General features: G+C 44.6%; 12 protein-coding genes. 5 read left to right on the top strand and 7 right to left on the bottom strand.

What is annotated here, in order from left to right:
* Positions 1–2 precede the first annotated feature (2 nt).
* Positions 3–617, top strand: a complete 615-nt coding sequence (locus H735_RS14615) for a glutaredoxin domain-containing protein (protein WP_020194796.1) — start codon at positions 3–5, stop codon at positions 615–617.
* 67 nt (positions 618–684) lie between these two features.
* Here H735_RS14615 and H735_RS31920 read toward each other — a convergent pair whose 3' ends face one another.
* From H735_RS31920 to H735_RS14605, 3 genes are all read right to left on the bottom strand, one after another.
* Positions 685–819, bottom strand: a complete 135-nt coding sequence (locus tag H735_RS31920; RefSeq protein WP_009706169.1) for a hypothetical protein — start codon at positions 817–819, stop codon at positions 685–687.
* A gap of 133 nt (positions 820–952) precedes the next feature.
* Entirely contained in the window at positions 953–1,300 is a 348-nt protein-coding gene (locus tag H735_RS14610) for a hypothetical protein (RefSeq protein ID WP_020194795.1), read from the bottom strand.
* Between the two features lie 123 nt (positions 1,301–1,423).
* Entirely contained in the window at positions 1,424–2,614 is a 1,191-nt protein-coding gene (locus tag H735_RS14605; RefSeq protein WP_020194794.1) for a multidrug effflux MFS transporter, read from the bottom strand.
* A 111-nt stretch (positions 2,615–2,725) separates the two neighbouring features.
* On the opposite strand from H735_RS14605, the gene H735_RS14600 reads away from it, so the two are divergent.
* Complete coding sequence (locus tag H735_RS14600; RefSeq protein WP_020194793.1) at positions 2,726–3,613, top strand: LysR family transcriptional regulator; 888 nt, start codon at positions 2,726–2,728, stop codon at positions 3,611–3,613.
* A gap of 187 nt (positions 3,614–3,800) precedes the next feature.
* Here H735_RS14600 and fhuB read toward each other — a convergent pair whose 3' ends face one another.
* The 4 genes from fhuB to H735_RS14580 all read right to left on the bottom strand — a co-directional run bounded on the left by fhuB (position 3,801) and on the right by H735_RS14580 (position 10,079).
* Positions 3,801–5,795 carry a Fe(3+)-hydroxamate ABC transporter permease FhuB gene (fhuB, locus tag H735_RS14595; protein WP_020194792.1) on the bottom strand — a complete coding sequence of 665 codons (1,995 nt, stop codon included), beginning with the start codon at positions 5,793–5,795 and terminating at the stop codon, positions 3,801–3,803.
* On the bottom strand, positions 5,795–6,748 hold the full coding sequence (locus H735_RS14590) for an iron-siderophore ABC transporter substrate-binding protein (protein WP_020194791.1): 954 nt from the start codon (positions 6,746–6,748) through the stop codon (positions 5,795–5,797). The genes fhuB and H735_RS14590 overlap by 1 nt, the downstream gene beginning before the upstream one ends.
* A gap of 91 nt (positions 6,749–6,839) precedes the next feature.
* On the bottom strand, positions 6,840–8,963 hold the full coding sequence (locus H735_RS14585) for a TonB-dependent siderophore receptor (RefSeq protein ID WP_020194790.1): 2,124 nt from the start codon (positions 8,961–8,963) through the stop codon (positions 6,840–6,842).
* A gap of 207 nt (positions 8,964–9,170) precedes the next feature.
* On the bottom strand, positions 9,171–10,079 hold the full coding sequence (locus H735_RS14580) for an AraC family transcriptional regulator (RefSeq protein ID WP_020194789.1): 909 nt from the start codon (positions 10,077–10,079) through the stop codon (positions 9,171–9,173).
* Between the two features lie 219 nt (positions 10,080–10,298).
* On the opposite strand from H735_RS14580, the gene H735_RS14575 reads away from it, so the two are divergent.
* From H735_RS14575 to H735_RS14565, 3 genes are all read left to right on the top strand, one after another.
* Positions 10,299–11,057 (top strand): siderophore ferric iron reductase, encoded by a 759-nt coding sequence (locus tag H735_RS14575; protein ID WP_020194788.1) that lies wholly within the window; start codon positions 10,299–10,301, stop codon positions 11,055–11,057.
* Between the two features lie 79 nt (positions 11,058–11,136).
* A complete protein-coding gene (locus H735_RS14570) occupies positions 11,137–11,922 on the top strand; it encodes an ABC transporter ATP-binding protein (RefSeq protein ID WP_027726584.1) in 786 nt (261 codons plus the stop codon).
* Between the two features lie 264 nt (positions 11,923–12,186).
* Positions 12,187–14,007, top strand: coding sequence for a putative bifunctional diguanylate cyclase/phosphodiesterase (locus H735_RS14565; protein WP_020194786.1), 1,821 nt, complete (start codon positions 12,187–12,189; stop codon positions 14,005–14,007).

Here is a 14,007-nt window from a genome sequence, read left to right as displayed (position 1 = left end):
TTATGACACAGCCAATCAAAATTACATTGTATCGTTGGGCAGGCAGCTGGGGACCGTTTAAAGTAAACATCCCATGTGGCGAATGCACACTAACAAAAGACATTCTTGCAGATACGTTTGAGAACGAATTAGCAGACGTACCTGTAGAGCTTGAAGTGAAAGATTGGTTGTCTCACTGGTGGGAACCGTTGAAGCTTGGTGCTTGGCACGCCCCTATCCTAGTTGTTGAAGGCAAAGTCGTCAGCCAAGGGGAAGCGCTAAACAGAGGTGTGCTTGTCCAGTCTGTTATTGCTGAATGGACCAAACGAGACCAACTTCAAGGCAACATCGTTTACGGTAAAGCGACCTGCCCTTACTGTGTAAAAGCCAAAAAACTGCTTGATGAAGCGGGTGTGGAATACAAATACCATGACGTTGTAAAAGACAGTGCAGCACTTTATCGCATGATCCCAGAAGTAAAAGCGATCATCGGAGAGAAAACACCAGTCACTGTCCCACAAATTTGGTTAGATGGTCAGTACATCGGAGGCGCCGATAACTTGGAAAAGTGGTTAGCGGAAAAGGGATTGGATAGTGTGCCAGATAACGTGGTTGAGATCCCAAACCAAACAGCTTAGAGCTCCGAATTCAAAAACCGATACCTAGAATGCAAAAAGCCCCGACATGATGTCGGGGCTTTTCTTATTAATTCGCTAGCTTTTTCATAACGCGAGCAAACATAGAAGGCTTTTTCTTCTTCGCTTTACCGTAAAGCGCTTTGTGCATCGCATCTTTGGCAATCATTTGGCCAAAGTAAACACCACCAAGTTCGTAACCCATGACCTTCTCCTAAGAAGTAATTGACTGGTTTATGTTGTAATTTTACACCATAAAAACCACAAAACAAGACTTTAGTCACAATTATTTTGTAATTTACTTACAGAATTTTTATCCTAGCGAATCAGAACGATAATTAACGCTTAAGCTGTTGGTAGGTTTTACCTGCTGCTTTGTACGTGTCTTTTGGTTTGATCTCAAAGAAAGTCTCAAAGAACCAAGCTGCGAATTTGATCAGGTGATCACCTTCATTCATTACATGTTCAACGAATTCTTTCTCTTCACCCGATTCATCGGCTTGAACCGTGATGTGGTAGATACGTTTTTCGCCTTCTACTTCAGCAAGACCAAATTGACCAGTCAGTGATTCAGCCGCTTGCGCTACTTCCTCTTCCTCACACGCTTTTAATAGCTCTAGCGCTTGAGGCAGGTTTTCTTTTTGACAGATTTCTTTTAGCAGTGCTTCAAATTCGTTTTGTTGCATGATTTCACCTAACGATTAACGGGTGTTGTCGAACACTCACTTCCATAAGCCAAGTGTAGGTAACGACACAATAATTGGTTGCGCATTTTAGAGAGGAGCTTAAATGCTTGCAACCAGATTTAACTATGAACGTTCCGGTTGAACCAAGCCATTTGAAGGCGTACGAAACTGCCCGAGCAGCAAAACAACGTAAGAGATAACGGCGACTAAAACGTAGAACATACCTAATTGATGTTGAGTTGTTACCCAACTTTCAACGAGGTAACCACCAAACAAACCTGCCAAACACATCTGGATAGATCCTGACAAAGCAGACACAGCGCCGGCTTGCTGCTTGTGTGGAGACAATAAGAGGCTAATTGACACAGGAAAAGACATCCCCTGTGCAAAGCTCAAGCAAGTGAACGCCACCAATAACGACACAACGTTAAACGGCAAACAAAGTAACATAACGCCAGAAGCCGCGACGATGACAAAGCTCATCAGTAAAATCTGCTGTTCTTTATAACGTGAGTTGATGAAGTTGAGCACCAAACTGCCCATCAATAAGCCAGCCGAAGGCACGATCATTAGTGTTCCGTAATCAGCAGCGGTTAATCCAAGCTCTTGTTGCATCAAAAATGGATAAAGAGACAAGGTAACCAAAGCAGATAAGTAGCTAAGCCAGTTGTAGCTTGCGCTGCCAATCACTTGTTTATTGGTTAGTAATTCAAGGTAGTTCAGCATTACACGTTTTGGTTCAAAGCGTCGCTTGGGATACGGCAGTGTTTCATGCAACACAGCAAAGCCCAATGTAAAAATCGCTAACAGATAAACAAGCACGAACACAAAAACCGCATGCCAACTGATGTGATAGGCAATCCAACCACCAAACAAAGGAGCGACTATCGGCATCACGGACGCTGTGACTGATATGTAAGAAAGCGCTTTGGTTAACTGTGGCCCATCGTAACTATCACGCAAGACGGAGCGTCCAAGCACGGAGGCACTACCCGCCCCAAGTCCCTGCAACAAACGTCCGGCTTCAAGGGCAACAATATGATCAGCAAACACAATACAAATGACCGTACCAATCAAGTAGACGCTCTGCCCCAAGAGAAACACCGGTCTTCGTCCAATGGCATCCGATAAAGGCCCATAAAACAGCTGCGAAACACCGAAACCAACAAGGAAAAAAGTCACTAGGTTTTGAACGGTATGCTGTTGCAAAGCGAGGTCATGACTGATCAGAGGCAAAGAGGGAAGATAAATGCTGACGCCTACTTGACCAGTCGCGATGATCATCATCGCCAATAATAATGGTGTTTTACGCAATATACCCTCCTTACAACATGACAGTTTCACGACAGACAGTGTATATTTGTTACTCAAAGATGATAATCAACCAAAATGGAAAGGGATTATTTCCCCTGAGGATGGAATTGAATGGATTGGATACAGAGTGTTAATAGCTACATTCGCGTTGTTGAAGAAGGCAGTTTCAATGCAGCAGCACGTAAACTCAATACCACCAGCTCCGCCATCAGCAAACGTATCCAATGGTTGGAAGATAAGATCGGCGTCCAATTACTAAAACGAACGACGCGCTCCATTAGCCAAACCGAGGCAGGCGCTTTGTTTTACGAGCGCGCTAAAGTACAACTCGACTCTTGGCAGTCCGTACTCGACGAAACTCGTTCCGTTAACCAATCTCCTGCAGGGCTCCTAAAAATTGGCGCTACGCTCGCCGTCGGCTCTAAGTTCTTGGTGCATTACCTTGATGACTTTCTGGAAAAATACCCAGACATAAAGCTGCAATTGATTACAACCCTACCCGGTCAAATACCTGAACTCAGTTTAGATTTGTTCATCAGCCGAGAGTTAGAGCAATTGAATTCGCTTAGCTTTAAAGCAAGCCCTCTGTTCGAACACAAGGCCCAGTTTTATGCGGCCCCCAGTTACCTAGAGAAACATGGCACACCGCAAAGTGTTGAGGAACTGTCACAACATAACGTTTTGATTTGGGGTGAAAAGCCCGTAAGAGAAATCAAGACTAATCGTGGGAAACGCATTAGCCTTTCAGGGAATTTCGCCACCACCAACCCAGAAGCTCTGTTTCACGGCGCAAAACGTGGCATGGGCATCTTGCTATCAAACAACGTGATGATAAAAGAGGACCTGAGATCCGGAGCCTTAGTGCCGATTCTTCCAGACATCACAGCTGATGAAGCCACCGTCTATGCGTATTACCCTAAGCTCGATTACCAACACACTCGAACTCAACTCTTCTTGGACTACTTAAAGAGTCGCTTAGAAGAAGAAAAGCGCGCTTAATCTGATTACGCTTTGGTTGCAAAAGCACTGGGGAATCGCAAGAGTGCGTTGGTCTTTCTTGAGTGCTTTTGAGTGATAGATAAGAAGTTATCACTTTCCTCACTCTAAAAGAGCCAACGCACCAAATCATACTAAGAACAAGGTTCGCTGATATTTGATGACAAAAACCTTCAGCCTACTCACAAACCTACGAATTTCGGGATTTCAGCAACAAGAAGATGAAGTAGCTGCCACCGATAATAGAAACCAACGTGCCTGCCGCAAGCTGAGCGGGGAAAACTACCACTTGTCCTAACCAGTCGGCGAACAACATTAGTGCCGCACCAATCAAAAACGATAAGATGATCTGTTCTCGAACCAAGCGCGCACCAACCATCGCTGCAATATGTGGGGCCAGTAACCCGACAAAAGCAACCGGCCCCATGGTGGTTGTCACCATCGAACATAAAATCGCGACAATGCACAATAGAGCAACATAGGCGATGTTGATGTTCAACCCTCTTGCACTGGCAAACTGACGACCAGTAGCAATTAAAGTCACCCAACGGCTCAACAGTAAAGCAGCACCAATACAAACGGTTATCACGATAGCCATGATCGTTGCCGCATCAGGTTCAACACGATAAGTAGAGCCAGCTAACCACGCCAACAGGGTGTACTTCCCTTCCCCTACTCGCGTTAAAGAGAACTGCACTAAAGCCTCCAACACTGCGGTCAGCGAGATACCCGTCAGGATGAGAATCGAGGGTGCAAACTGATGCTTCTTACCAAGGAATAACAGCAAACACAGTGCAATAGCGCTGCCCAAAAACGCAATCCACGGGCTTAGTGAATGAATCGAGTATCCCATAAACAGGCTACTGAAAATCAATGCTAAAACAGCACCCGCCGATACACCGAGGATGTCTGGGCTCGCAAGTGGGTTATAAACCAAGCGTTGTAAAATCACACCAGCGACAGCAAGGCCCCCACCAGCAAATATCGCAGTTAACATCCTAGGCCAACGGATTGACCATTCAAACGCATCTGGAATTGTAAAGTAGCCCATATCAGAAGCCGGTTGTGACAATGTACTTAACGCCAACAAACCGAAGATCATGATGAACAACAAGAAATAAGCCAAAGATGAGATAGACTTTGGACCTTTCGGCATAGAGAAAAACATTTGATCTTGGGCAGACATTTGTTTGCGGGCAATAATGATCAAAGCTGGAGCTCCAATCACCGCGGTTGCCGTTCCTGTTGGAATCATATCCAAAGACCATTGAGCTAAGAATATTGCCAGACTGTCGGTCACACAGAGTAATAGTGCGCCTAACGCACAGCTTGCAATGAGTTCTGATTTCGCCTTTAAAAAGCCCAAGTGCCTCGCGATATTTGGGGCAATCAAACCAATAAAGCTGATAACACCCACCGAGGTAATCGACACTGAAACCAACCACACGCCGATTGCCATTAGCACGAAAAAGGTTGTACCTATGTTAAGGCCACGCGCAGCAGCTCCTTCCGTACCAATAGAAAGCAACGTCAAAACCCTCGGTGCCAACAGAAAAATAGCAGAGATTGGCAGTAACTTAGGCATTAACCAAAGCACTTGTTCCCAACCGTTTTGCCCAAGATCGCCAGCTCCCCATACAAACAGGTTTTGTGCGTACTGGTCGTTAAGTAAGATAATCGCGGTCGCAAATGCGCCTAACAGTAAGTTAACCGCCATACCGGCCAAAACAATTGGCAAGCCACTCATGTTTTTGATGCCAACAATGGAAACAATAAGCCCCATTGCAAGCAAAGCCCCGACCAGCGCAAACCAAACTGAATACTGAGCCACCAACATCGGCGCGACCACATTTAGAATGACCAGACCAAGCCATGCACCGGACGATGTACCTAAGGTAAGCGGAGACATCATGCGATTCTGTGTTAGCTGTTGAAACAGGCTACCTATAGTACCGAGTGTTCCACCAACCAAAATCGCCATTACCAAACGAGGTAAGTTTACATAGGCTAACGCCATCAACTCGAATGAATCATCGACCATTCGTTCGAACGAAGCGGTGTCACTAATCTGTGAGATTTGCCGGAACAACTCATCAACGGGACCAAATTCAGACTGACCTAGCCATAAATGAACAGAGGCGGCGAGCAATAACACCGCCCCCATCATCAAACCACTGAATCTCATTACTGCTCCGCTAGCGTCAACAACGATTGCGCCATGGCTTCAGCGTTATACAAAATCGACATCGCCCCGCCGTAGCTCCAACTTGCCGCTACTGGGCTAAATTGGCCATTACGCACGAAAGGCATACTCTTCCAGATTGGGGACTGATTTAATTTGTCTTGGTATGGGAAAGGTTCGAAGTAAAGCGCAATGCCATTCTTCACCTTCTTAAGCTCCGTCATACGCTTTTGACTGATACCCCACTGACTCGCAGGAAGATCCATTGCATTTTCAAAGCCTAACTGCTCAAGCGCATACTGCGGGATCGAGTTATCACCGTAAATGTACACCGAAGTGGTGCTGGCAAAACGGAATGAAGTAACTTTCGGTTTGTCACCTTGATACGCCTTGGCTAACTCAGCCTTTAGAACAGCAATACGCGCATCCATCTCAGCCAGTTTATTGTTCGCTTGTTCTTCTTTGCCAAGCAATTGAGCTATCTTCTTAAAGTTCTCGATAGCCGCCGCCGCGTTGCTATGCTGCTCACTATAAGTTTGATAATAAAATACTGGCGCAATTTCAGAGAGTCGCTCTTGCAGATCTTTCTGAGGCGAAGCAATAAGGATCACATCAGGGTTAAGCTTCTTAAGTGCAGAAAAGTTAGGCTCTGTTCGAGTACCAATATCCGCCACACCTTTTGGAATCGCAGGTTGCACAACCCAATCACTGTACCCTGCAATATCAGGCACCGCGACCGGTGTTACGCCTAGTTCGATCACTTGCTCAGCTATATCCCAGTTCAGTGCCGCCACTCTAACGGGTTGAGCTTTAATAGTCTTAACACCTTCACTATCTTCGACTTGGTAATCCGCCATCGCATTAAACGATAAAGTGCCAGCTAAAACAGACAGAGTGAGTTTTGTATTCAAATTTTTTGCTTTAGAAAAATGGGAAGCGATTGATTTTAAGCTCATATATTTGCCTACTTAATCTAAATTCGATATTTGTTCAAACGACAAAAGCAGCCGAATTAAGGCTGCTTTAGTAGTGATATTCCTAACCTAGTTAGAACTCATAGTTCACACTAAGCTCGACAGATTGCTCTGCACCGAACCAGCAGTTCGATTGGTCGTAACACGCGTAATACTCTTCGTTGAAAACATTGTTCACGGCTAGGTTCGCTGTTGCACCAGATAGCGTATCGCTAGCTGCCCCTAAGTCGTAACCTACAGACAAATCAACCACCGTGTAAGACGGAACTTTACCTTGTGTATTACTCGCATCCATTTGCATTTCGCCAACGTAACGAGCACCTACGCTGAATCGAGAGCCCGCTAGCATGCCGTTAAATACGTTGTAGTTTGCCCACATATTAGCCGTGTGTTCAGGTACATAAATTGGCGTCGTACCTTCTAAACCGTTGTTAGAGTCTTCAGTAATTTCCATGTCAACATACGTATATGCTGCAGTAATATCGAAGTTCTCGGTCGCGAACCAACGTCCTGATAGCTCTGCACCTTGCGATACCACTTCACCCACTTGGATTCTTGGGCCATAAACGTTGGTTGGGTCTGTCATCAACATGTCTTCTTTCACAATATGGAATAGAGAAACCGTTGCTTCTTTCGACATATCATCAGACAGGTATTTCACACCAATCTCTGCTTGCTGTGCTGTCTCTGGGTCAAACTCATTACCAGCCTTATCAACACCCGGCGCTGGTTCAAAGCTCGTCGCGTAACTAGCAAAAGGTGCTAACCCATTGTCAAACTGATACAGAGCCCCTAAGCGGTAAGTAAACTGTTTATGATCAGATTCATGCGCGTAGTAATCACTCTCTGATTTGTAATGGTCAAATCGTGCGCCAGCAATCAACACTAGTGCATCTAAACGGATTTGGTCTTGCAGGTAAAAGCCCAGTTGGCTTGATGTTGTGTCATCTAGATATTCACCCATTTTAGTTACATCGCTACGATCTAACAGATCATTGTTAGGGTTCAATGGATCAAAGCTATTAAAGCCACTGCCATTCGCAATGTAAGACGAGTAGTTAACATTACCGTCTAAGTCTTGGTAATCTAGACCAAGCAATAGATTGTGTTCGACAGACCCAACATTGATGATGCCGCTCAACTGGTTATCAATAACAAAGCCTTTGAAGCTTTCATCCGTTGAATACAAATAACGATCCAGCTGGTTCGGCGTGCTTGGGTCGTAACTCACATGATAAGTGTTCTCTTGGTATAGAGACGCATCGGTGTAACGAGCATTCTGTAAGAATGTCCATTTATCATTGAAGTCATGGTTAATCTTATAACCAACCATCAACACTTCACGTTCCAACGTATTCCAATTCTTATCACCCATCGAAACGGATGGATCGCTTACTTTCAGAACATCTAATGGCATTGCCGAGTTAATGCCCATTGAAGGATCTTTTTGGTAGTAAAGGTTAAAGTTAACTAATGTACTGTCAGTTGCTTGCCAATCCACTGAGGGAGCAATTAGGTATCGCTCTTCTTCTGCATTATCAACTTGGCTATCTTGTTTACGAGCAAGCGCGATCAAACGGTAAGAAAAATCACTGTCGCCAAACTGACCAGTGGTATCGATAGAAGCTTCCTGTAAATTACGTGATCCCGTCGCAACGCCAACCTTAGTAGATTGCTCTGTTTGCGGGGCTTTCGCGATCATATTCACCATACCACCCGGTGGCATTGCACCATAAAGTACAGAAGTTGGTCCTTTAAAGATCTCGACTTGCTGCATTGCAATCGGGTCAATCTGTGGTTGTAGGTTCCAACCATTTAAGAATTGAAGCGAAAGACCATCGTAGTAGTTAACGTTGTTGGTCGCAAAACCACGGATAGAGTACGAATCAAACATGGCTACCGAACTACCACGGTTTTCAGTTACAACACCCGGTGCATAACGAAGGGCTTGATTCAAAGATTGAACACCTCGTTGCTCTAACTGTTCTTCATCAATAACGGTAATACCTTGAGGCGTTTCTTCTGGCTCAAGCGCCGACTTAGTTGCAGTATTACGATAAGCTTTTCCTAAAACAGTGATAGTTTCTATGTTCGAATCTGTCGCTGTAACAGCTTCTTCTGCTAAAGCCTGCGTGGAAAATGCAGTCAACAACGCAACTGCCAGTGATGAATACTTAAAACGAACGTGAGTGGTCATGATTCCCTCGGTACCAATGCTTAACTTAAATAGTAATAAATCTCATTTGCATTGTATGTATCTATAAAAGGGATAATTAACAATTTGGTGCAAATTCCAAAAGAACTTGGCCAATTTTGAGAAGAGTTAGGTCAATTGATGATTAAAAATACAATTAACCTTATTGGTTGAGAGGCTTTGTAGGGAGTACGCAGAAAGAAGATATGACTACGATTTAATAATAGGCACCCAGTATTCCATGACGGCATCTGCGGCATTAGATTTATAGGCTGACGGGTACACTTCAAGTTCGTAACCGTCGACACCTCGATAACCAGATTTAGGCAACCAATTAAGTACGAACCAACTCAGAGTGTATCGAAGATTCTCAATCGGGCCACAGTGTTTAACCACTGCATAGGTTTGTTTAGGAACGGATAAGACCTCTAATTTATCAGAGATAATGCTTGGCAATTGAGGGATTGAGATTTCGTCTTTAAGTTCGACCCCAGCCCAATAGCGGATATTAGTACCATCAAAACTCGATCGAGTAAGGTCGACAACGCCAATAAATTGAAAGGCATTCTCATCAGGAAGCGACACTTCTCCTTCTAAACGCGACCACAGTTGCGGGACTTTCTGGGCAAAATCTTGCGTCAGTGAAAACAAACCACTGATTTCCGAGGTAATCCCCTTAACCAAGAAAGGCTCTCTTTCGTCGATACGCACATTAACAAAACTTAGCGCGCCCTTTTCTTCAGCGCTTACCGTTTCAGACACTTGTATCGGCTTTCTTAGCCCTACTCTTTTTCCCGCTTTTCTGTACTGACTAGGGCTTGAACCAAACATCTGCTTAAACGAACGACTAAAACTAATTTCTGAATTGAATCCGAGTCCAAGGGCGATATCGATCACTCGCTCTTTGCTGTCCAACAATTCTTCAGCCGCTTGGCTTAACTTAAGTTCTCTCACGTAGTTTGCAACAGTCAGCCCGGTTTCAGCCTGAAACACCCTTTGCAATTGCCATCGTGACCAGCAACTCTGCTTCGCAATATCCTCTAATGATAGTGTCGAGCTGAGGTTCGCATGGATATAAGCCAAAACGCGGCTGATACGGTCAAATGCAGGTGTGTTCATAGTCAAGCAATCAAATTCTCGGTAGTGGTCATAACGTATTAGATGTCAGAGATACTTTTATCATTTAAAGGCGCTTTTATCACTTAAAAATGGCTAAAGTGCACCCAATTCATCCTTAGCTCTCATTGAAATTTCTCCGAGGAGATGCCCCATTTTGTATGGTTATCATCGATAAGGTTCGCTATGATAACGCAATTAATTCTCATTTAATGGTTTAAGATGCTTTCCCAGCTGCACAATGTTTTCACTCGTCGGAGAGCCCCTTCTCTACACCAAAAAATCTTCGCTTACTCTAAACAAATTACGCCTTATCTTAGTGGAAGTTATGGTTCTCTGAGCAGCAAAAGTATCGCTATTACGAATGATAATAGCCATATCGAAATCAAGCGCGTATACGATGGCCTTGCAAAGAGTCAACCTGAAGCGGGTAAAGCCTACTGGTTAACACGAACTTGGGACCTAGTATGCTGGCAACCTGTCTATGTCACCTTTGTTTCAATATACGGCCTTCATTCGCTGCCCGATATCAAGAATATTGGTCAATTTAGGTATAAAGAGTTCGTCACAGGATACCGTTTCTTCAATGGTGACCATCAGCACGGCACACCAGAAGAGTTAATCCCACACGCTGGTAAAGCCATACTTGAACTCACTGAGTTTTTCCGCGAGCAGATTAGTGAGTGGACACGCATCCGCCCGGGCTTTACCAACCATTTACTCGCGGATCTATTATTGGGTTGTTTAATCAAACTGCAACAGCACGAGCAAAGCCTGACCAATGAGTATATAACCGAGCAAGCGAAACTATGGTTAGCGGCATGCCAACTGCCAGATAGTCATTTAGCCAGCCTCAAAATCGACGATACTTCGGGAATGCTTAAGCTCGTTAGGGTCAGCTGCTGCTTAGTCTATAAGTGTGACTCTGGGAAATATTGTGACGATTGTCCTAGGCATCCAGACAACAAGAAGAGCGCTTAACACCACCATCTAATTTCAAAGGCCAGTAAAGGTGCATTTGCTTTTATCAAGTGACTTTGTTGGTCGAGGCATTACTGACATGTTTCAACTTTCAAACATCAAAGTCGTTCGTGATGAGCGAACCATTCTCTCAATTGACGAGCTTTCCATTCCAACGAATGAACTCACCGTGATTCTTGGTCACAACGGTTCAGGAAAATCGACATTGGTTAACTTGCTCTCAGGGCAAATGGCACCGGACCACGGTACGGTAGAGTTAAATGGTGCTTCTCTCTCCTCTTTAAAAAGCAGAAACCTAGCCAAGAAGATCGCGTATCTACCGCAAAAGCTCCCAGCTTCTGCAGGCTTAACGGTAGAAGAGTTGGTTCGTCTAGGGCGTTTTCCTTGGCGAGGCACATTTGGTCTTTGGAACTCAGAAGATCAATCCATTATCCAACAAGCGATGGAAAGAACGGGCGTTGCTGAATTCTCGCAGGCACTAGCGGACGATTTGTCCGGTGGTGAACGCCAGCGAGCTTGGGTATCTATGTTGCTTGCTCAGCAGTCACCAGTATTAATCCTCGATGAGCCAACGTCAGCACTGGATGTTCATCACCAATTTCAACTGATGAGTTTGCTGTCTGAACTGAACAAAAAAGAAGATGTGGGTGTGATTGTCATCTTGCATGACTTGAACCTCGCACTGCGCTACGCGACACACATCGTTGCTTTAAAAAGAGGTCATATCGCATTTGAAGGAAGCGCTGATAAGTTACTCGACGAACAAGCGCTGTCTGCACTGTATGAATCTCCTATCCGACTGATCGACCATCCTGTACCAGCCAACACCGCAGCAAGTGAGAAAGTCGCCGTCGTCTGTGAATAGCTTAGGAAACTCTCATAAAAGACGACATAGCGCAGTCTCTAGTATCTAGTCACTACCAAGGAGACTGCCACTTTTGTGAGAGGTTGATTCAGTCCTTGCTAACCCATTAGTTGAAAAATGCCTTTCTTAAGCAATCAGAGTTTGAAAAATCACGTGAAGTAAACAATAGTTAACGTGATGCATATCGATTAAATGAGAAAAGATCGTGTAACAAAACCAACATAAACACGATATGGCAAAACACAACGTCGGGTGAAATATTCAATGGATCATGAACAAAACAGTATCCAATTGCTTGATGAGATTCTAAAACTTAACGGTAGTGCATTACTCGATAGAGTAACGCTGGAGCTCCATCAACAGTTTCAAAGCTACTGCACATGTGTAGTGGAAATAGCGCACCTACAGCACTGTGCCGTAACACTTTCCAATTCAAGTGGTGGCACCATTGCTGACAGCATGTGTTATGGATTAGAGGGCACACCTTGCGAAAAGGTGGCACAAGACATCGGTGAGATTATTTTCTATCAAGATGAGGTCTACCGTCTCTACCCTAAAGACCAGCTATTCCAAGATGCTGGCATTCAAGCTTACATCGGCCTTCCACTGAAAACACACAATGGGGAAGTGCTTGGTATCTTACTTTCGACCTTTCCTCGCGCCATCAATGAGCAAGAGGCAAAGGAAATCATCTTCTATCACCGTTTCTTGTCCAACGTGATCATCCACAGCTTAAGAGAGAAGTGGATCAGTGAACGTTCAGACAAACTGCTTAATCAACTGAGTTATGAAGTCTCCCATGACAACCTCACTGGTTTGCTCAATCGCAGTTGTTTGGCAGACACGCTAGAAACACTCACACAACAAGCTACGCGTCCTTTTAGCCTCGCCTATTTGGATATCGATAATTTCAAATCAATTAACGACATTAACGGTAACTACATTGGCGACCAAATTATCAAATTCACCGCAAATGCGATTCAGCAGAGCTTAACGTCACCAAATAACGCGTTCCGTGTTGCAGGAGACGAGTTTGCCTTCATCACTTATGACGAAGACCCTGTCGCGGTTTGTCAGGAAATTCTAGATAAGATTGAAGCGGGTTATTCAGACAAATCCAACCGTATTTCCTTTACGGTCAGCATTGGTATTGCTCGTGCTCCTGTTCATATGCTCAACAGCGACGACCTAATTCTCAATGCCAGCCTAGCGCTCAAAGACTGTAAAAAGCACCGAGATACACGCATACAACACTACGACACCCATTTAAGTGCGCTCTATCATCGCCAAACACAGTTGATTGAAGCACTGCGCGAACAACTGCGTTTGAGTATCGATGAAAACGAAGAGCTATACGTCGTCGTTCAACCGATTGTGGACATCACCAGTGACCGCTGGGATTACTTTGAAATCCTAGCGCGATGGAACAGCAGCGTTTACGGCAGTGTCTCTCCCGTAGAGTTTATTGAAGCAGCCGAACAATCCGGGTTGATCATAGAGCTAGGCGAACGAATTGTTGAACTGGCTTGCCGTGCGAAACAAGATCTTGAACGACAGCTTGGCTACAACGTGAAGCTTTCTATTAACTGTTCTGCACACGAACTGGTCGATTCAAACCGTTACATGAACTTTTTAACGCGTATTTTGGAGAAATACGACCACCAAGCGACTGACTTTGTTATTGAGCTCACCGAAACGGTTTTGTTGTCACAAAGTGGCCGCGAACAGATGGTTCTGAACTCACTTCGTTATCTCGGGTTTAAAGTTGCACTGGATGATTTCGGTACGGGTTATTCTAGTCTGAACTACATCCATAACTACCCTATCGACAGCATTAAAATTGATGCCACCTTTGTGAGAAATATGTTGGCGAACACCACGTCAGAACAAGTGGTGCTGCTCATTGCTCAATTAGCACAACTGTTAGAAGTCGATTTGATTGCGGAAGGGGTTGAAGACGACAGAGCCTTACAGAAACTGATAGAGATGGGGTGCCACCACATCCAAGGCTACTTCTATTCGAGGCCACACAACGTCAATGAACTGATAAGTATCATCAACGAAAAACAAGTGAAAAGCGCATAA

Source organism: Vibrio owensii CAIM 1854 = LMG 25443, assembly GCF_000817815.1.
GTDB lineage: Bacteria > Pseudomonadota > Gammaproteobacteria > Enterobacterales > Vibrionaceae > Vibrio > Vibrio owensii.
The sequence above is the reverse complement of the archived record's forward strand: the minus strand, read 5'-3'. Positions and strand labels throughout refer to the sequence as shown.

Excerpts from the sequence above, each read along its gene's own strand:
- H735_RS14580 (WP_020194789.1), bottom strand. The coding sequence starts at position 10,079 with ATGAACACACCTGCATTTGACCGTATCAGCCGCGTTTTGGCTTATATC.
- H735_RS14615 (WP_020194796.1), top strand. The coding sequence starts at position 3 with ATGACACAGCCAATCAAAATTACATTGTATCGTTGGGCAGGCAGCTGG.
- H735_RS14585 (WP_020194790.1), bottom strand. The coding sequence starts at position 8,963 with ATGACCACTCACGTTCGTTTTAAGTATTCATCACTGGCAGTTGCGTTG.
- H735_RS14600 (WP_020194793.1), top strand. The coding sequence starts at position 2,726 with ATGGATTGGATACAGAGTGTTAATAGCTACATTCGCGTTGTTGAAGAA.
- H735_RS31920 (WP_009706169.1), bottom strand. The coding sequence starts at position 819 with ATGGGTTACGAACTTGGTGGTGTTTACTTTGGCCAAATGATTGCCAAA.
- H735_RS14575 (WP_020194788.1), top strand. The coding sequence starts at position 10,299 with ATGCTTTCCCAGCTGCACAATGTTTTCACTCGTCGGAGAGCCCCTTCT.
- H735_RS14590 (WP_020194791.1), bottom strand. The coding sequence starts at position 6,748 with ATGAGCTTAAAATCAATCGCTTCCCATTTTTCTAAAGCAAAAAATTTG.
- H735_RS14565 (WP_020194786.1), top strand. The coding sequence starts at position 12,187 with ATGGATCATGAACAAAACAGTATCCAATTGCTTGATGAGATTCTAAAA.
- H735_RS14570 (WP_027726584.1), top strand. The coding sequence starts at position 11,137 with ATGTTTCAACTTTCAAACATCAAAGTCGTTCGTGATGAGCGAACCATT.
- fhuB (WP_020194792.1), bottom strand. The coding sequence starts at position 5,795 with ATGAGATTCAGTGGTTTGATGATGGGGGCGGTGTTATTGCTCGCCGCC.
- H735_RS14610 (WP_020194795.1), bottom strand. The coding sequence starts at position 1,300 with ATGCAACAAAACGAATTTGAAGCACTGCTAAAAGAAATCTGTCAAAAA.